This is a genomic window from Pseudarthrobacter sp. NBSH8, assembly GCF_014217545.1.
Taxonomy (GTDB): domain Bacteria; phylum Actinomycetota; class Actinomycetes; order Actinomycetales; family Micrococcaceae; genus Arthrobacter.
In genome coordinates, this window is sequence record NZ_CP043178.1 from 3,635,978 (window position 1) to 3,654,052 (window position 18,075).

An 18,075-nucleotide genomic window follows, 5' to 3' on the forward strand; every position below is an offset into this window, starting at 1 on the left:
GGTCAGATGCTCCTGGACTCGAAGAGGGCGGTCGGGTGCGTTGGGTCGGTAGCTTTCGGTGCCGCAGTAACGGCCGCGTCTGCCTGCGGCTGTACAGCGACTGACCCAGCCGCCTTCGGCTGGACGACGGAATCGAGCAGCGAGACAGTGTAGGGATCCCGCGGCCGGACAAATACCTCAGACACGGGGCCCTGCTCGACGATCTGCCCGCGATACATCACCAGGACGCGATCGCAGTAGTTGGCCACCACGCCGAGGTCATGGGTGACGATCAGCATCGACCGGCCACTCCCCTTGGTCAACCGCGTGAGAGTATCCAGCACCTGGCGCTGCACGGTGAGGTCGAGTGCCGTCGTTGGTTCATCCGCGATGACCAAGCGGGGGTTGAGGTACAAGGCCATGGCGATGACGACGCGCTGGGCCATCCCGCCGCTGAGCTCGTGCGCGTAGCCGCGCATGACGCGTTCTGGATCGTTGACGCCGGAGGACGCCAGTAGGTCAAGGGCCCGGCCACGCGACTCGGCGCCGACCTTGATCCTGTGGGCATTGGCAATGTTGGCGAACTGCTTCTCGATACGGATCACTGGATTCAATGCGCTGAAAGGGTTCTGCGCCACGAAACCGATCTCCTTGCCACGGATGTGACGGATTTGCCGCTCCGGCAGCCGGATTAGATCCTGGCCGTGGAACTCTGCTGTGCCCGCCATGACCCGCCCCGGCGGCATCAGCAGCTTGATCACTGAGCGCACCACAGTGGACTTGCCCGATCCTGACTCACCCACGATGCCAACGACTTCGTTGGCGCCGACATCGAAGGAGATGCCATGGAGGGCGCGCGCCACACCCTCACGGGAATGGAACTCTGTCACGAGGTCCCGCACGTGAAGTCCTGTTGTCATCGTGCCCGCTCCGCTCGCTCGATCTTCGTTTCGATGGCTCCGGCAATCACATTGAGTGAGCCGATGGCCAGGACCATGGCTACGGTGGGAAATGCTGCGGCCCACCATTCGCCCCTGATCAGCATGCTGACGCCGTCGTTGATCATGGCTCCCCAGGTAGGCGTGGGGGGCGAGACTCCCACACCAAGGAAGTTCAGTGCGGCAATGGTTCCAAGGGCGTTGGCCGCTGTCAGCGTTGCCTGCACCAGGACCACGCCATAGGCGTTGCGGAAGATGTGGTTGAAGGCGATTCGGACCGGCGAGCAACCGATCGCTGTCGCAGCCTCCACGTAACGCGCGGAGCGAAGTGTCATGGCCGCTGCCCGGGAAAGGCGCACAAACCGTGGCGCCGCAACGATGGCGATCGCGAGGACCACGTCCGTAGGCCCGCCGCCCATGAGCTTGATGGAGACGACAGCGATCACGATGATCGGCAGGGCGGCGAAGGCGTCAATTACGCGCATGATGGCGTCACCCAACCTGCCGCTCGTCGCAAAAAGTCCCAGCGGGACGCCTACCACCAGAGACAATGCTGTAGCGGTGAGGGCAATAGGAAGGTCCAGCTTCGCGGCCTCTATGGTGCGGGAGAAGATGTCCATCCCGTTTCCATCCGTTCCGAACCAGTGCGTTCCGTTGGGCGCTATGCCGATCGCATTTGTGTCCGGACGAAGTGGGTCGTACGGGAGCGGGGCGAACATTGCCATCAGCGGCAGACCGACAATGACCGCCACCGCTATCGCGACCATTATGGCGCTGGACTGCTTGATCAGGAGCGTCCGGCCTTGGCGGGCCCACCCTGTGACCCGGAGGCCCGGCGACGTGCGCGGAAGTCCTTGGATGCTCATGGAGCCTCCGCGCGGAGTTGGTCGGGAACGGCGTTTGGGGCGAAGTGGCTGCAAGGCCGGCCCACAATGAGTTCATTCGCAATGTATTGAAGATCGTCCTGCTTCAGGACCAGTGGCTGTTGCATGTTCAGCTCCCTGCTCGGACCTTGATCAGCCATGGGCTCATATCAAAGTCTCATCACTTTATTGAATTTGACTGTAGCGCCAAGTGTGACGAATTGCACTCTTTTTCTAAGGAATCCGGGCATCGCCCCGGAGTGACAGTGGTAATGCAGGGTCTTCTCCAGCCCATTCAAGGAGGCCCGCAAAGGGCTGTGCGGTGCCGTGCCATTCACAGACGGGCCATTGACACCGCACAGAAGTGACTTCAATATAGTGAGCAAGAACCGATTGTGATGAAGCTTGGGTGCTGTCGACGCCGTCAGCACCAACGGAACAGATGAGGAACGGAACCTACGATGCCCAAATTTCAGGAAACAACAGCCGCAGTAGCCAGCGGACAGCCCGTTCCGGGCCAGCCGGTGAAATACCTCCTCCACGATGGGGAGCTGGTGGACTACGCCGACGCCCGCCTCCATGTGCTGAGCACCTCGCTCAAGTACGGCGTTGGAGTCTTTGAGGGGTTCCGTGCGTACTGGAGCGAGGACGAGCACCAGCTGTACGCATTCAGGATCGGCGACCACATGAAGCGCCTGATTGATTCCATGAGGGTAGTAGAGATTGACGGCCCGAAGGACATTGTCCAGCTCGGCGAGCAGCTGCTGGGACTGATCCGGGCCAACGAACTGCGCGGCAATCTGCACATGCGGGCCCAGGTGTTTGTGGATTCCAAGGACGGCAAGCCGGAGGACACCGGCCCGTCCACCGTCTTCATGGCAGCCATCCCCATGGGCAACTACTTCGGTTCCACAGGCCTGGATGTGCAGATCAGCAGCTGGGCCCGGCTCTCGGACCGGTCCATGCCGCCCAGGGTGAAGTCGATCGCCAACTACCAGAACGGCAGGCTTGCCCTGCTGGAAGCCAAGCGCAACGGCTACAACGCGGCGCTGCTGCTCACGGAGAACGGACACGTCGCCGAGGGCGCCGGCTACAACGTCTTCATGGTCCGCCAGGGGAGGTTGTGCACTCCCCCCGTGACTGACAGCATCCTCGAGGGAATCACCCGGGACAGCGTCCTGCACCTCGCCCGCACGGAGCTGGGCATTGACGTCGATATCCGCCCCATCGACCGCACCGAGCTGTACTCGGCCGACGAAGTCTTTGTCTGCGGCAGCGCGGCAGAGGTCAACCACGTTGCGTCCGTGGACCGCACCACCATCGGCAAGGGAACAGCCGGAGACATCACCCGCAGCCTCCAGGATCTGTACCAGCAGGCCGTCCTCGGACGTGTGGCCGCGGACCAGAACTGGGCCACGCCCGTCTACCCGGCATAGGAGAAAGTCCATGCAAGACATCCAGCCGCTGCAAGAGGTGCCGTCCGCGGAGCTGGCGCGTGCCAGCTACGAGCACGCCTCGCCGTCGTTTGAGGCGAGCGCCGAACCGGTCCTCACCGTTAACCAGGGCGAGCATTTCTGGCTCGACGCGAGGAGCTTGCTCACCGGCGGCCTCTTCGAGGAGACCGGCGAGTACGAGAAACTGTCCATTCCGGTCACCGGTCCGGTGGCAGTCCGTGGGGTGAATCCCGGCGACGCGCTGCGCGTGGACATCCACGAGATCAGGATCGCCGACCGCGGGGCCATGGTCACCATGCCCGGACGCGGCGGCTTCACCGGGGGCCTCGGCCGGGCGGGCCACGTGTTGGAGATCGTGGATAGCCAGGTGGTGTTCGACCACGGCATCACCATCCCCGTCCGACCCATGGTCGGCAAGGTGGGGGTGGCACCGCTGGGCGCCGGTCCCAATTCCAGCACCGTGGGAATCCATGGCGGCAACATGGACTGCAAGGACGTGACGGCGGGGTCCGCCGTCGTCCTCCCCGCGCAGGTGCCCGGAGCTATGCTGTACGCCGGGGATCTGCACGCGGCCCAGGGCGACGGCGAGTGCTCGCTGACCGCCGTCGAGGTTGAAGGCAGCGTGCGGCTCTCCTGCACGGTGGTCCCGGGGTCTGCGGTTTCCGACGCCGGTGCCGTCGTCCGGCGGCCGGTGGTCCTCAGTGGCGGTTCTGTCATCACCATCGGCGACGGCGACACCCTGGACGAGGCGGCGCGGCTCGCCCTGGACGACATGCTCGAACTGCTTCAGACGGACCGGAACTGGTCGAGGGAGAAGACTGCGATGCTGCTCAGTGCGGCCGCGGACGTGTCCGTCTCGCAACTGGTCAACGCCCGGGTCTCGGCCAAGGTCACCCTGGCCTCGCGCTATTTCAGCGCCGAACCTTTCACCCTTGATTCTTCCGACACTATGAATGCGCAGGTCTCCGATGTTTGATCTCCTCCTGACCAACGGCTTGGTCGTCACGCCCTCCGGTGCCGAGCGCCTGGATATCGGCATTGCGGAGGGCAAGATCGTGTCGCTCCGCGCCTCAGGGGTTGGCACGCCTGACGAAGCCCGACGCGTGGTGGACCTGAAAGGCCAGCTGGTGGTTCCCGGCGGCGTGGATCCCCATGTGCACACCAACTCGGTGCTTCCCACCGCGGCAGAGAGCGGCATCATGTGCTTCGGGCCGGACCGCGTGAGCGAGGGCGCGATCTACGGCGGCACCACCACCCTCGTGGACTTTGCGCACTGGAAGCCGGGCGACGAACTGTCCGAGTCCTTCGCACGGAAGTCGGCCGAGTGGGCCGGCTCCACGTACACGGACTACGCGCTGCACGGCACCTTCAAGGAGCCGGAGATCCCCTTCGAGGTCCTGGAGCAGGTCCCGGATGCGGTGGCTAACGGGCACGGCAGCTATAAGGTGTGGATGACGAACACGACGCCGACCCGGCCCAAGCAGAAGACGGACCTGGGCAACATGTGGGGGCTGATGGAGCAGACGGCCGCCGCGGGCGCCATGCTTGCGGTCCATGCCGAGGACGACGACATTGTCATGTACTCGTACAAGAAGCTGCAGCGCCAGGGCAAGACCGCCCTTGAGTACATGCACCATGCCCACAACAACCTCTCCGAAAAGCTCTCCTTCCAGCGGGCCATCACCCTCGCCCACCATGTGGGGGCCCCCATCTACCTCATGCACGTCAGCGCCCGCGAAGGCGTGGATGCCATCCGCGAGGCACGCGGCCGCGGCCAGGCGGTGTACGGCGAGATCCTTCCGCACTACGCCTACTTCACGGCCGAGGACTATAAGCAGGAGAACGGCGCAATCTACCACACGTACCCATCCTTGAAGTCCGAGACGGACCGGGATTCGATGTGGGAATCGCTGCTGGACGGTTCGCTGAGCACGCTGGCCACCGACGGCGTGTGCACTGACCTGGACGTGAAGACGCGCGGCAAGACCATCCTCGACGCGACCGGCGGCCATGCCGGCGTTGAGATGCGCATGGCGGTGGCGTACACCGAAGGCGTCAAGAAGCGGGGCCTGGACCTGACACGCTTCGTCGACATCACGTCTGCCAACGCCGCCAAGATCCTGGGTCTGTACCCGCAGAAGGGTGTTATCGCCGTCGGCAGCGACGCGGACCTGGCCGTGCTGGACACAAACGTCGATCGCAAGATCACGGCCTCGGACCTGCACGAGGCGGACTACACGCCGTGGGAGGGCTACCGGGTGGCGGCCTGGCCCAGCATGACCGTACTGCGCGGAACCGTCATGGTGGAAGACCGCAAGTTATTGACCGGCCCGGGCGGGACACTACTCAAACAACGCGTGTCCAGCGACATCCTCAACCGGCCGGCCTGCTAAACCCCAGTCTTCGAACGGGCGTAGTAGATGCCGTGATGCCGGATGAATCGATACTCTGGCTAGCTTCGGAGGGGGTGTACCCCCGAGAAATGATCGAACGCACTAACGGTAAGCAAGTTTTAGCTCGTTACTCGTGGGACCGACCGCTGTCAGAATGACCCCCGTGTTTTCAACAACGGCAATTTCATCTCCTACTACAGCCCGGTGCGCTACGCGGTCCTTCAGACACCCATCAGACTGAACTACGCGCCAACCTGACAAGGAGCACTCCCCGCTGGTACACCCGTCAGGCCATAGAAGGAGCCGCGACAAGTTAACGGAAGGTCCGTCATCGGCCTTCGAAAATGCGCGGGGAGCACCCAGAAAAGTGACTTCAACGTGGACTTTTCCGGCATGTTTTCCGCGCAAGTGTGCATGCGAGCTAGAAACTCCCCAAGTCTTCGCGAAGGCCGACGGTCTACAACGGGGTGGTGGCGCTAGGGAAGCCGGCCCAGACATGGATGAGGGTACAGAAAGGGGAATGGCCGGTTCGTCCGTACTGTTTTGGGTCCTCCTGAAGCCTGTGCGGCAGGCCCCTTGTGATGCCCGTATCGACTTCGACGCCTTACTGACCGTCCGGGCCTCTCTTCCTTTTCGTCACCAGGGCATGGCTGGGAGCGGTTCTTCCAGTCGATGTGTCCATCGCCGCCAAGTAGCGCGGGGTCTGACAGCCCGTCGGTCCCCCCATTGGCGGGGCTTCTACTTGCCTGAACCCCTGTCCCGTTGCTCCTCTTTAGGAGTCGTGACCATAGAGTCTGCCGAGCGTCCTTCACGGATGCCGGCCAGTGCTACCTCAACCCGGTTCACCGCGGATGCGGTTTCCCCACCCTCTCACCCGGGACAAGCTCCACCGTCGTGAGCTCCGTCGTGGTGGCTCATTTTGCGACCGCCCCGTGAAGGGTCCCGGTTTCCCAAAGAGTTTCGTCAGCGAGCACGCGTCTGTTAGCGGCCATGAAAAACTGCCCATAGGCGGCCACCGGAACTGCCCACTGCTTGGATTTTCAGGGGGGAAGCAAGGGCAGGCACACCGGCTGGAGGCAAACAGCCCTTGGCCGCGGCTACATCAAAACCGACAAGTCCGCCAGCTACAGCAGCCGCCGACGCGGCGGCCGGAAGGATTGGTTGGCTCAGATGTTTTTCCTTGAAAAAGGGCGAAGGGCGGGGTCCTGTTGCCTCATTGCAATACCTCCGGGAAAGGTGATTCGTTGCCTCATCTGGAAACCTCCGGTTGATGGCTTCGTTGCCTCATTGAAGAACCTCCGGATTTTCAGTTGTTCCAGGCCCTGTTGATGGGTTTGGCGGCGGCGGGTTGTTTTGCCCGGGAGAGTGTTTCCAGCTGGCCGGTGAGTGCCAGGATCTGGCGTGAGAGTGCGCCTGGTTTGATCTGTTTGAAGGCGGCGTTCATTCGGATGATGGGGCGTTTGCGCATCCTCTCGTGTCGGATCGCGCGGTGGTGGGGTGTGGCTGGTGCGTCGTGCTTCTTGGTCACTTTCGCGCCGTGCCGCTGCTTTTCGATGAGTTTTTGCTGGGGCAGCAGGTAGTTAGTGAAGATCCGGTCCAGCTCCCAGATTTGGTTGAGTTTCTCCAGTTCCGCGGCGGTGTCGTAGCGGAGGTAACCGACGAGTTCCCGGACCCTGGCCCAGTTCTTTTGCTCCACGTGGGCGCCGTCGTTCTTGTTTCCCGGACGGGACCGGGTGAAAGTGATCTGCTGGGCATGGCAGTAGGCCAGCAGGTGGTCATTGATGAACTCCGAGCCGTTGTCCGAATCGATCCCGATGATCGGGAAGGGGAACACTGCGGTGACGTACTCGAGGGCCTCGAAGACCCATTTGGCGGCTTTGTTCCGCACGGACCGGTTCACGGTCCAGCCGGTGGAAACGTCCGTCACGGTCAGGGTGAAGCAGAATTCCCCGAAGTTGTTGCCGCCTTCGTGGCCGACCAGATCGATCTCCACAAACCCTGGCACGGCGTCGTCCCATTCGGCCCAGGTCCGGATCGGGATCTGGGATTTCAGGAGCGTGCCGGGCTTGGTGTGCGAGCGTCCCCGCGGGAAGAGTTTCGCCCGTTCGCCGGCGAGTTTGCGGTCGATGGTCGCCGCGCTCATGCGCATCAGCAGATCCGCCTGCGCGTCAGTGATCACCAGTTCCTTGTCCCGGCGCAGCAGCGGCACCAGGACCGGCAGCATCGGGGCCAGCAGCCTGCCGGCAGGGGCGCGCAGCACCGCCCAGCACGTGACCAGGGATGGCAGCAGCTCAGGCCCGTAGACCGGTGTCCGGCCCGGTCTGGGCTTGACGACCTTCAGGACCAGGGCCTCCCGCAGAGCGGTCCGGGCGTAATCGCGGTGCCAACCGGTCAACTCGACCAGCTCGTTCAGGATCCGGGACTTCCCTGCACGATCGGCGCTTTTGTAGGCGAGGGCTTTCTTCTTTGTCACAGCTAGCCGCTGGACCATCGTGAGCTCCATGAAAACGGGCATAGTCCCCATACGCCGCCCGATCCGGAAACCACGCCGCTACGCGGAGGTTTTCAAATGAGGCAACGTATCCGGCTATGCGGAGGTTTTCTATGAGTCAACGCGCGGGGTGACGAAACCCGGCAAGCGGTGTATGGTGAAAAAGGCGCGATTATTCGCGTAAGTCATCGGGATTGTAACTTTCGGCAAAACCTGAGACGGAAGTTCATGTGCGGTCTTGTGCATGGACAACTACGTCTTTCAGTGTCCGAGGAGTTCCGATGACAAGCCCCTTTCTTTTAGACCGCCTGCGCGGTGGTCTTGTTGTGTCCTGCCAGGCATTGCCGGGCGAGCCATTGTTCGTTGCCGAAGGCGGCGTGATGCCGCTCCTGGCGGCAGCGGCCGGGCAGGGCGGGGCGGTTGGGATCCGCTGCAACTCTGCGCGTGACGTCCGCGAAGTCAAGGCAGCTGTCGGGCTCCCTGTGATCGGGCTCATCAAGAAGCAATATCCGCCGTACGAGCCCTACATCACTGCCACCATGGCCGAGGTGGAAGCTCTCGTGGCCGTGGGTGCAGACATCGTGGCGTTGGACTGCACTCACCGTGAACGCTTTGACGGGCTCAGCCCCGCCGCGTTTATCGCGCAGATCCGGACCGAACACCCGGGCCTGGCCCTCATGGCAGACATCGCCACGCTCGATGAAGGACTGGCCGCCGCCGAGGCCGGTATCGATTTTGTCGGGACCACCCTCAGCGGCTACACGCCTCAGTCCCAAGCGGCACCCTCTCCTGACTTTGGACTGGTCGAACAGCTGGTAATCGGAACTGCGGTGCCGGTTATCGCTGAGGGCCGGATCCGCACGCCGCAGCAAGCCCGCCAGATGCTTGACCTCGGCGCCTTCTGCGTGGTGGTCGGCGGTGCGATCACCAGGCCCCTGGAGATCACCACAGACTTCGTAAAGGCCCTCGCTTAAACCTCACCCCTTCCCTTCATGCGCGACGCCGTCGTCGCGCCGGAAATGAAAGTAGTCACAATGTTCAAGCAACTGCAAAAAGTCGGCAAGGCATTCATGCTGCCGATCGCCATCCTTCCGGCCGCCGGCCTACTGCTCGGCATCGGCGGCGCCCTGTCGAATCCGAACACCGTTCAGGCCTTTCCCGCCCTGAATAACTCAATCCTTCAGGGAATCTTCGGCGTCATGTCCGCTGCGGGGGCGACGGTCTTCAGCAACCTTGCCCTTCTGCTCTCGATTGGTCTCTGCATCGGCCTGGCGAAGCGGGACAAGGGCACCGCTGCCTTGGCCGGCGTCGTGGGCTATCTGGTCATGACCGCCACCATCAAATCGATGCTGGACATCTTCAAGCCCGGGGCCGAACCTGTAGACACCGGGGTAGTCGGTGCACTGGTCATCGGCGCCGCAGCCGTTTTCCTGCACAACCGCTACCGCAACATTGAGTTGCCGGCCGTCCTCGGATTCTTCGGCGGCTCCCGTTTTGTCCCGATCGTGACGGCCTTCGCCGGTATCTTCGTGGGCATCTTCTTCTTCCTTGCGTGGCCGCCTATCCAGCAGGGGATGGTCAGCGCCGGCACGTGGATGGCCGGGCTCGGACCTGTGGGGACGTTCTTCTATGGCTTCTTTATGCGCCTCAGCGGTGCGGTTGGCCTGCACCACATGATCTACCCCTTGTTCTGGTTCACCCCCTTGGGCGGAACCGAGCTGGTTAATGGAGTGTCAGTGTCGGGCGCCCAGAAGATCTTCTTCGCACAGCTGGCTGATCCTAACCATGTTGGAATGTTCACCGAAGGAACCCGTTACTTCGCCGGCCGCTTTGCCACGATGATGTTCGGCCTCCCGGCCGCCTGCCTGGCAATGTGGCACTGCGTCCCCAAGGGCCGACGCGCCAAGTACACCGGCCTTTTCCTCTCTGTTGCGCTCACCTCCTTCATCACCGGCATTACCGAGCCCATCGAGTTCATGTTCCTGTTCGTGGCACCGCTGCTGTACGTGTTCCACGCCTTCCTCGACGGTGTTTCCTTCTTCCTCGCCGATATCCTGAACATCCGCCTCGGCAACACCTTCTCGGGCGGCGCGATCGACTTCACGCTCTTCGGCATCCTGCAGGGCAACGACCGGACCAACTGGCTGCTCGTGCTGCCCATCGGCGCGGTCTGGTTCGCCCTGTACTACTTCTCCTTCCGCTTCGCCATCAAACGGTTCAAAATTGGCACCCCCGGGCACCTGGAGGACACCATCGCCCGGGATGCAGAACCGACGGACGCCCAAAGCCCGGAAGACCCGGCCCTCGTGCCGGCAACGGTCGGCCGCCGCGGCGAAAGCACTATCAACGCAGAAGCCGCAAAGGTCCTCGAAGCTCTCGGCGGTGCCACCAACCTTGAAGAGGTGGATGCCTGCATCACCCGCCTGCGTGTATCCGTGAAGGATCCCGCCATGGTTGATAAGACCGCCCTGCGCAAGCTCGGGGCCACCGACGTGTTTGAAGTCCGTGGCGGCGTGCAGGCCGTTTACGGCGGCAAGGCCATCTTGTACAAAAACGCAATCAATGAGAGCCTCGGCCTCGACGACTAAGGAACACGCACATGCTAAACCCCTTCAAGAAAAAGAGTGAGTCCATCTACAGCCCCGTATCAGGGCGGATCGTCTCCCTGGACGAGGTACCGGACCCTGTCTTCGCACAGCGCTCCGTCGGCGACGGCTTTGCCATCGAGCCCACCGACGGATCCTTCCGCAGCCCGGTGGACGGCGAACTGCTCCTGGTGGCGACGACACGGCATGCATTCGCCGTCCGCACCCATGAAGGGGCGGAGATCCTGGTCCACATTGGAATCGACACCGTCACCCTCAAAGGCGAAGGATTCACCGGTCACCGGCAGGCCGGCGACATGGTCTCCCGCGGTGACCTCATCATCAGCTGCAACCTGGACGCCATCAAGACAAAGGTGCCCTCCATGATTACCCCCGTCCTGCTGACGAACGGCGCGAAATTCTCCATGAGCTCACCGGATTTCCACGCCAGCGGCGCACCCGTGATCACGGTCCGGCGGAAATAGGGGGCCAACCATGGACGTAACGACAGGCCACGGGCACTTCGGGGAAACCCGCTGCCACAGGCCGGGCCACCGTTTCCAGGACCAATGGCCAGCGACGTGACGGCATCGACGCAGGCCAGCATCAAGCGCGTCTACAACAACAACGTGCTGCTCGCCATCGAAACAGACGCCACCGAGGTAGTGCTGTTGGGCAAAGGCATCGGTTTTCAGCGTCGCCCCGGAGAGGCCGTCGATACTTCCCTGGCCGATCAACGTTTCGTCGCTGAGGGGCCCTACCGGGCCCCTCAGCTGGCGGGACTGCTCAGCGACGCACCCTCTGACCAGATCACGCTGGCCCAAACTATCACCGAGCTGGGCCATGCAACTCTTGGCCTGGAGCCGCGACAATCGCTCATGATCCCCGTCCTTGACCACCTAATGTTCGCAGTGCGCCGGGCCCAGGAAGGCACCCACATCGACTTCCCGCTCCGATGGGAAGTGGCCCAGCTATACCCCGCAGAAGCAGCGCTGGGGCGCCACGTTGTGACCCTGGTGAACGAAAGCCTAGGGGTACAGCTGCAGGAAGATGAATGGGTCGCGTTCGCATTGCACTTCGTCAACCAGCAGTGGACCAAAGGAGATTTTTCGAAGACGGTCGCCATGACCGAAACCATCAGCCGGGTATTTCTTCGGCTGGCCGAGCGCTGGGGCACACCGATCGATGAGAACGCGAGCAGTGCGGCGCGTTTCGTGACACACCTGCGCTATGTATTCGCCCGGGCCGCGAGCGACAAACAACTGAGCACGTCGCGGCTGGACGTGCTCACGGCGGTACGGCAGGCCTATCCCGAGGCCGCCGAGGCCGCCCTTGACATCGCCGAGCTGATCGGAAAAGCAATTAACCGGGTAATCAGCAACGACGAAATCTCATACCTCGCCCTTCACACAACCCGCCTTTACGCCGAAATGAAAGAACAACAATGACCAGCAAAACCGTAACGGTCGGGTCATCCGTCGGCCTGCACGCCCGTCCCGCCGCACAGATTGCGCAAGCAGCCGCAGACTACGACAAGGAAATCACCCTTACACTCCCCGGCAAACCGCCCGCCGACGCCAGCTCCTCCCTCATGATCATGATGCTGGGAGCAACCCACGGTGACACGATTACGGTAGCCTCCGACGATCCCGCCGCCGTTGAAGCGATCACTGCCCTCATCGGCAGCGAGCTGGACGCCGCATAGCTGCATAAGCACCGACGCAGGTTACGTCCCCGGTGTATGACAGAGGGCCGCAACCTTGGACTTCATTCGCCCGCCCATCACAGGAGCGACGGCAACCGAAAGGCACCAACACCGTATGGAAATCATCATCCTTCCCACCCCTGCCGCCGTAGCCCGCACGGCTGCCGACGTTATCGAACAGCAGGTTCGGCGTGGCCCGTCCGTTCTTGGGCTGGCCACCGGCTCCACCCCGCTTGGGACATACCAGGAGCTCACCGAGCGGCACCGGACCCGCGGCCTGAGCTTTGCCCAGGCGCAGGCATTCCTCCTGGACGAATACGTGGGCCTCCCCACCGCGCACCCGCAGTCCTACCACTCGGTCATTCGGGACGAATTCACCGACAGCGTCGACTTCGGCGCCGGAAGCGTGCACGGGCTCAACGGAATGGCTGTGGACCTGGAAGCAGAGGCTGCCCAGTACGAGGCGCGGATCACCGCAACTGGCGGGGTAGACGTTCAGATCCTTGGTATCGGAACCGACGGACACGTAGGTTTCAACGAGCCCATGTCATCACTCGGTTCCCGCACCCGGATCAAGACCCTCACTCGGCAGACCCGCCAAGACAACGCCCGCTTCTTCAAGCACATCGACGACGTTCCAAACCACGTCCTGACCCAAGGCCTGGGCACCATCCGGGAGGCACGGCACCTGCTGCTGCTCGCCATGGGCGAGGCCAAAGCGGAGGCCATCGCAGCCGCAGTGGAGGGTCCAGTTGCCGCAATATGCCCGGCCTCCGCGCTCCAGTTGCACCCGCACGTCTCCGTCCTAGTGGACGAAGCAGCGGCCTCCCGGCTGGCGCACCGCGAGTACTACACAGACACGTTCGGTCGGAAACCGGCGTGGCAGGGACTCTGATTCCGGGATCCGCAGAGGGCCTCGGACGGGTTCCTGGCCTGCTGCCTAATTGCGTCCACGTCGTACACACCTCAGCGGCAGCCTTGACTACAGGAGAGCTTTAGATCATGAGCAATGAATTGGTTCTTAGGGGCCGTATCGTTTCCGCTGCCCTTGAGGTGGCCGACGGGGCTGTCGCGGTGGACGGGGGCGTGATCACCTTTGCCGGGCCGGCGTCGGACTTCCCCGGTAACCCCGGGCCCGTGCGGACAGACCGCATCCTGCTCCCGGGTCTCGTGGACCTGCACTGCCATGGCGCCAAGGGATCAGATTTTGCCGAGGGATCCGAAGAGGGTCCGAAGCCGCCGCCCGTTACCTGCACAGCCGGGGCACCACCACGCTCCTTGCCAGCGTGGTCACCGGTCCGCAGGACCAGACGCTCCGGACCCTTAAGGTACTTCGATCCCTGACGGATCAGGGGTTGATCGCAGGGTCGCACTTGGAGGGTCCGTTCATCTCGTCGGGACAATGCGGCGCGCACGACCCGGAGCTACTGCTGGAACCGGACCTGGACCTGACGGCCTCCATGCTTGAGGCAGCCGGTCCGTCTCTGGCGTCCGTGACACTGGCGGCCGAGCTTCCCGGAGCCGGAAAACTTGTGGACCTGCTAACTCATCACGGCGTCATTCCGTCGCTGGGCCACACGGCAGCCAGCAGCTCAGCTGCCGGGGAGTTCCTGGCGCAGGCCGCTGACGGTCTGGTGCTGGCTGGATCTTCGGCTAGTGCCGGACGCCCCCGGCGGCCCACTGTGACGCACCTGTTCAACGCCATGCCCAGCCTGCACCACCGCTCCCCCGGCCCGGTCTCGGCCAGCATGGCAGCCGCCCGCGCCGGGGAGGCCGTGGTGGAATTGATTGCGGACGGCGTCCACCTCGCCCCTGAAACCGTGAAGTTGGTATTCGAGCTAGTGGGCGCGGAAAACATCGCCCTCGTCACAGATTCCATGGCTGCCACGGGTCTGCAGGATGGGGCGTACCGGCTGGGTCCGCTTGCCGTCACTGTCCGTGAGGGAGTGGCCCGGGTCGATACCAGCGGCGCCATCGCTGGCGGAACCGCCACCTTGCTGGATGTTGTGCGAACCACGGTATCGGCAGGAGTTCCTCTTCAACAGGCCGTGATGTCAGCGACAGCCGTCCCTGCGAATGTCTTGGGACAGTCCGAACTCCTTGGTGAGCTGCGCGCAGGGTTGCTGGCCGATATTGTGGTGGTCGATCAGGACCTGAACCTCGACAAGGTGTTCCGCCGGGGCGAAGAACTGACTGCTCTCAACTGAATTTGAATCGACCAAACAATTTTGGGATCCGGAACGGTTGATGTGCTGTCAATGTATCGGAAAAAGCCCGCTCCCGGGCGCCCACAGTCGGGGACTCCTAACGTGAGATTGGCCTACACCCCAGCCTGACGTCAGGCAGTCATTCAAACACCGTCAGGATAGGGTCCAAAAGCTGGTTCCCGTACGCCCCCAGCGGACACTCTTGAATCTCAATCTGACACAGGCCATGGAACGCCTGACTATCTGGCTGGAACTTGCCAGTCTTAAGTTTGATGATGACGTAACGCGAGTTATTCGCATGTGAACGAAGAGCAGGCCGACGCGGAAGCGGTCGGTGTGATCATCGGCGCGCTGCTATACCTCCGCCACTGGGGCCGCGAACTCCTCCTACAGCCGCGCATACGCCCCACCCGCAGCCAGCAATGAAGCAAGCGTTCCCTGCTCCACGATCTGCCCGGCCTCCATCACCAGGATGAGGTCGGCGTCGCGGATGGTTGACAAGCGGTGCGCGATCACAAACGAAGTACGGTCGGACCGCAGCGCACGCATCGCCTTCTGCACCAGCACCTCGGTCCGGGTATCCACCGAAGATGTCGCCTCATCGAGAATCAGCACCGAATGCCGTGCCGGAAACGCCCGGGCAATGGTCAGGAGCTGTTTCTCGCCCGCGGAGACATTGAAACCCTCATCCTCCAGCACGTGTCGTACCTCTCCGGCAGTGCCCGCACGAACCGGTCCGCGTCCGTCGCCTTTGCCGCCTCCATAATCTCCGCTCGGAAGCAGTGGGCCGGCCGTACGCGATGTTGTCCCGGATGGTCCCGCCGAACAGCCACGTATCCTGCAGCACCATGCCCAGCCGCGAGCGCAGCTCGTGCCGGGGAACTGAGGTGATGTCCACGCCGCCGAGTGTTATCCGCCCGGCGTCCAGCTCGTAGAACCGCATCATCAGGTTCACCAGCGTCGTCTTGCCCGCCCCTGTCGGCCCCACAATCGCCACCGTCTGCCCCGGCTCCGCCACCAAAGAAAGCGAAGAGATCAGCGGCTTGTCCGGCGAGTAGGAGAAGGGCACGTCCTCGAACACCAGCCGGCCGCCCCCCGCATCATTAGGCGAAGCCCCACCAACAGGCTCCGCAGACTCCTCGTCCTCATACAACAACGAGAACACCCGCTCCGCCGACGCCACCCCGGACTGCAACAGGTTGGCCATGGACCCCAGCTGCGCCAGCGGCATGGTGAACTGCCGCGAGTACTGGATGAACGGCTGCACGTCGCCCAGCTGCATGGCCCCGAACGCAACCTGCAGAACGCCCACCACCGCAATCCCCACATACACGAGATTCCCAATGAACGTCATGGCCGGCATGATCAGCCCGGAGATGAACTGCGCCCCGAAGCTGGGTGCCTTCCCGGCACGGCTCCTCCTGCGCATCTCGTTCGGCCCGGTGGCGCAGTTCAGCACGATGGCGTCAACGTAGAGCGGCTCGACGGCGGTGCCTGCGGGGCCGATCTCGGAGCTACTGACCTGAGGGAGGAGCGAAGCCGGGTGCTGTTCTCACCCGGCTTCCCTCTTTCTGGCATAGTTACTGGGTGGCGCCCCTAGGTTCGTCCTCGACGTCCTTAGGTGCCGTGAGATCCATCTCGAGCAGCGGCACTACTTTGGACTTGGTGATGTGGCGGTGACCCAGCCATAGAACGATGAAGACTGGCAACCCGATGTAGGAGGAAAGCACCTCCACGGACCGTCCGGCAAGCACAGCCTCGTAATTCTGTCCCGCGATGACCAGTATGAGTAGGGCGAAGGCCAGCAGTGGCCCAATGGGGAACAGGGATGCTTTGTACGGCAGGTCGCTGACTTTGTTTCCCTGGGCCAGGAAGCCGCGCCTGAAACGGTAGTGGGAGACCGCGATTCCCGCCCAGACGATGAAGCCGCATAGGCCCGACATGTTCAGCAGCCAGGAGTAGGCTGCACCCTGCCCGACGATCGCGGAGAGGAACCCGAAGAGTCCCACGGCCGCCGTCGCGAGCAACGCCGCGATCGGCACACCACGCGCATTGGTTCGGCCGAAGATCTTCGGGGCCATGCCGTCATGGGCCATGGCGTAAAGCATCCGGGTCGAGGCATATAGTCCGGAGTTGCCCGCGGACAGGATTGCGGTCAGGATCACGGCGTTCATCAAGGCCGCCGCCAAGGCGATTCCGGAGCGAGAGAAGACCAGGGTAAAGGGCGATGATGCAATATCGGACTCACCGGAGGCCAGCAGGCTCGGATCGGTGAACGGGATGAGGCAGCCGATGATAAAGATGGCGCCAATGTAGAAAAGCATGATGCGCCAGAAGACGGTGCGGATAGCCTTCGGCACCTCGCGGCGCGGGTTCTTCGCTTCGCCGGCGGCGACTCCTACGAGCTCGGTGCCCTGGAAGGAGAACCCGGCAACCATGAAGACCGAGATGATCGAGACCCAACCCCCGTGGAACACGTCCTCGCGGTTTTCCCAGTTGCTCAGTCCCGGAGAGTTATCCCCGAGGATGCCGAAAATCATCAGCACGCCGGCGATCAGGAAGAGCACCACTGCGCTGACCTTGATCAAGGAAAGCCAGAACTCCGACTCACCGAAGGCCCTCGCCGAGAGGGCGTTGAGCCCGGTCAGCACCAGCAGGAAGATCCCGGCCCACACCCATCCCGGGACCCCCGGGAACCAGAAGTCCATGATGATTCCGGCCGCGACCAGTTCTGCGGCCACCGTGATGGCCCAGTTGAACCAATAGTTCCAGCCGATCGCGAACCCAAAGGACGGGGAGACGAAACGGGTGGCAAAGGACTGGAACGAACCGGCAACCGGAATTTTGGCCGACATCTCGCCCAGTGACTGCATCAACAGGAATACCATCAGCCCGACCAGCGCGTAGCCGGCCAACGCACCGCCGGGACCCGCCTGGGAAATGGTGCTGCCCGAGGCCACAAACAGCCCGGTACCGATCGCACCGCCGATGGCGATCATCTGCAGGTGGCGGTGGTTTAGCCCGCGCTTGAGTTCGTTGGTGGGTTCGCCGGAACCGAGCTTTGTTCTTATAGCAAGGGAAGACGCCTCTGCTCCATCGGGCTTGATTTCTGCGAGAGTTCCGATCGGTGGTGTCATGCAGCACCACCCTGTGCTGCCTGCCTGGTGGTGGACCCCGAACTAAGAAACAGTCCTGAACCGGAGCAAAGACCGGTTTCAGGGGTGTCGGTAGCAATAGCCCGAGCACTTATTTGCGTGTGGGAGCGAAGTCCCATGGTGCCTCCGAAAAGGTAGCTGCGGTGAATTTGGGCCTTCCGAAGCCGTCGGGCCGGGAAGGATGGTGATCAAGCTAACACAGGCAAAGGAAGCGACATTTGGCGTCGCGAATGTTGCACGGCCGACGGGTCAAGTCCTTACGCATAGGAGGTGGCAATCCAATCTGAGCGCAAGAGTTGCTGAAC

At 62.8% G+C, this 18,075-nt stretch carries 16 protein-coding genes and 1 pseudogene; 12 read left to right on the forward strand and 5 right to left on the reverse strand.

Going from position 1 to position 18,075, the window contains the following annotated elements; all coding sequences use genetic code 11:
• Window positions 1-2 precede the first annotated feature (2 nt).
• Both FYJ92_RS16865 and FYJ92_RS16870 read right to left on the reverse strand, forming a co-directional pair.
• A complete protein-coding gene (locus FYJ92_RS16865; RefSeq protein WP_185261727.1) occupies window positions 3-899 on the reverse strand; it encodes an ABC transporter ATP-binding protein in 897 nt (298 codons plus the stop codon).
• Window positions 896-1,783 (reverse strand): ABC transporter permease, encoded by an 888-nt coding sequence (locus tag FYJ92_RS16870; protein WP_185261728.1) that lies wholly within the window; start codon window positions 1,781-1,783, stop codon window positions 896-898. Before FYJ92_RS16870 ends, FYJ92_RS16865 begins: the two co-directional genes overlap by 4 nt.
• 458 nt (window positions 1,784-2,241) lie before the next feature.
• Between FYJ92_RS16870 and FYJ92_RS16875 the strand changes: the two genes are divergently transcribed.
• The 3 genes from FYJ92_RS16875 to FYJ92_RS16885 are packed head-to-tail and all read left to right on the forward strand — an operon-like array spanning window position 2,242 to window position 5,627.
• On the forward strand, window positions 2,242-3,216 hold the full coding sequence (locus FYJ92_RS16875) for a branched-chain amino acid transaminase (protein ID WP_185261729.1): 975 nt from the start codon (window positions 2,242-2,244) through the stop codon (window positions 3,214-3,216).
• A 10-nt stretch (window positions 3,217-3,226) separates the two neighbouring features.
• Window positions 3,227-4,210 carry an acetamidase/formamidase family protein gene (locus tag FYJ92_RS16880; protein ID WP_185261730.1) on the forward strand — a complete coding sequence of 328 codons (984 nt, stop codon included), beginning with the start codon at window positions 3,227-3,229 and terminating at the stop codon, window positions 4,208-4,210.
• Window positions 4,203-5,627, forward strand: a complete 1,425-nt coding sequence (locus tag FYJ92_RS16885; RefSeq protein ID WP_185261731.1) for a dihydroorotase family protein — start codon at window positions 4,203-4,205, stop codon at window positions 5,625-5,627. Before FYJ92_RS16880 ends, FYJ92_RS16885 begins: the two co-directional genes overlap by 8 nt.
• A 1,306-nt stretch (window positions 5,628-6,933) precedes the next feature.
• On the opposite strand, the gene FYJ92_RS16890 is transcribed toward FYJ92_RS16885, so the two are convergent.
• On the reverse strand, window positions 6,934-8,100 hold the full coding sequence (locus FYJ92_RS16890; RefSeq protein WP_255482179.1) for a transposase family protein: 1,167 nt from the start codon (window positions 8,098-8,100) through the stop codon (window positions 6,934-6,936).
• A gap of 299 nt (window positions 8,101-8,399) precedes the next feature.
• Here FYJ92_RS16890 and FYJ92_RS16895 point away from each other — a divergent pair, with 299 nt between their 5' ends.
• The 8 genes from FYJ92_RS16895 (at window position 8,400) to FYJ92_RS16925 (ending at window position 14,615) form a co-directional block, all read left to right on the forward strand.
• The gene (locus FYJ92_RS16895; protein WP_185261733.1) at window positions 8,400-9,092 is read left to right on the forward strand and encodes an N-acetylmannosamine-6-phosphate 2-epimerase; all 693 of its coding nucleotides are present in this window, start codon (window positions 8,400-8,402) and stop codon (window positions 9,090-9,092) included.
• A 60-nt stretch (window positions 9,093-9,152) separates the two neighbouring features.
• Window positions 9,153-10,706, forward strand: a complete 1,554-nt coding sequence (locus tag FYJ92_RS16900; protein WP_185261734.1) for a PTS transporter subunit EIIC — start codon at window positions 9,153-9,155, stop codon at window positions 10,704-10,706.
• An 11-nt stretch (window positions 10,707-10,717) separates the two neighbouring features.
• Window positions 10,718-11,188, forward strand: coding sequence for a PTS glucose transporter subunit IIA (locus tag FYJ92_RS16905; protein WP_185261735.1), 471 nt, complete (start codon window positions 10,718-10,720; stop codon window positions 11,186-11,188).
• 84 nt (window positions 11,189-11,272) lie between these two features.
• On the forward strand, window positions 11,273-12,151 hold the full coding sequence (locus tag FYJ92_RS16910; RefSeq protein WP_185261736.1) for a PRD domain-containing protein: 879 nt from the start codon (window positions 11,273-11,275) through the stop codon (window positions 12,149-12,151).
• The gene (locus FYJ92_RS16915) at window positions 12,148-12,408 is read left to right on the forward strand and encodes an HPr family phosphocarrier protein (RefSeq protein WP_185261737.1); all 261 of its coding nucleotides are present in this window, start codon (window positions 12,148-12,150) and stop codon (window positions 12,406-12,408) included. The genes FYJ92_RS16910 and FYJ92_RS16915 overlap by 4 nt, the downstream gene beginning before the upstream one ends.
• Before the next feature lie 115 nt (window positions 12,409-12,523).
• The gene (nagB, locus tag FYJ92_RS16920; protein WP_185261738.1) at window positions 12,524-13,303 is read left to right on the forward strand and encodes a glucosamine-6-phosphate deaminase; all 780 of its coding nucleotides are present in this window, start codon (window positions 12,524-12,526) and stop codon (window positions 13,301-13,303) included.
• A 107-nt stretch (window positions 13,304-13,410) separates the two neighbouring features.
• Complete coding sequence (locus FYJ92_RS19355; RefSeq protein WP_370526038.1) at window positions 13,411-13,752, forward strand: hypothetical protein; 342 nt, start codon at window positions 13,411-13,413, stop codon at window positions 13,750-13,752.
• 11 nt (window positions 13,753-13,763) lie between these two features.
• Window positions 13,764-14,615 (forward strand): N-acetylglucosamine-6-phosphate deacetylase, encoded by an 852-nt coding sequence (locus FYJ92_RS16925; RefSeq protein WP_370526039.1) that lies wholly within the window; start codon window positions 13,764-13,766, stop codon window positions 14,613-14,615.
• A 387-nt stretch (window positions 14,616-15,002) separates the two neighbouring features.
• On the opposite strand, the pseudogene FYJ92_RS16930 reads toward FYJ92_RS16925, so the two are convergent.
• Window positions 15,003-16,014, reverse strand: a pseudogene (locus tag FYJ92_RS16930) (ABC transporter ATP-binding protein); the annotation flags it as partial.
• Here FYJ92_RS16930 and FYJ92_RS19200 point away from each other — a divergent pair.
• Complete coding sequence (locus FYJ92_RS19200) at window positions 15,968-16,090, forward strand: hypothetical protein (RefSeq protein ID WP_255482447.1); 123 nt, start codon at window positions 15,968-15,970, stop codon at window positions 16,088-16,090. The pseudogene FYJ92_RS16930 and the gene FYJ92_RS19200 sit on opposite strands and share 47 nt — an antisense overlap.
• 105 nt (window positions 16,091-16,195) lie before the next feature.
• Here the strand turns inward: FYJ92_RS19200 and FYJ92_RS16940 are convergent, their stop codons facing one another.
• The gene (locus tag FYJ92_RS16940; RefSeq protein ID WP_304632673.1) at window positions 16,196-17,752 is read right to left on the reverse strand and encodes an amino acid permease; all 1,557 of its coding nucleotides are present in this window, start codon (window positions 17,750-17,752) and stop codon (window positions 16,196-16,198) included.
• Window positions 17,753-18,075 lie beyond the last annotated feature (323 nt).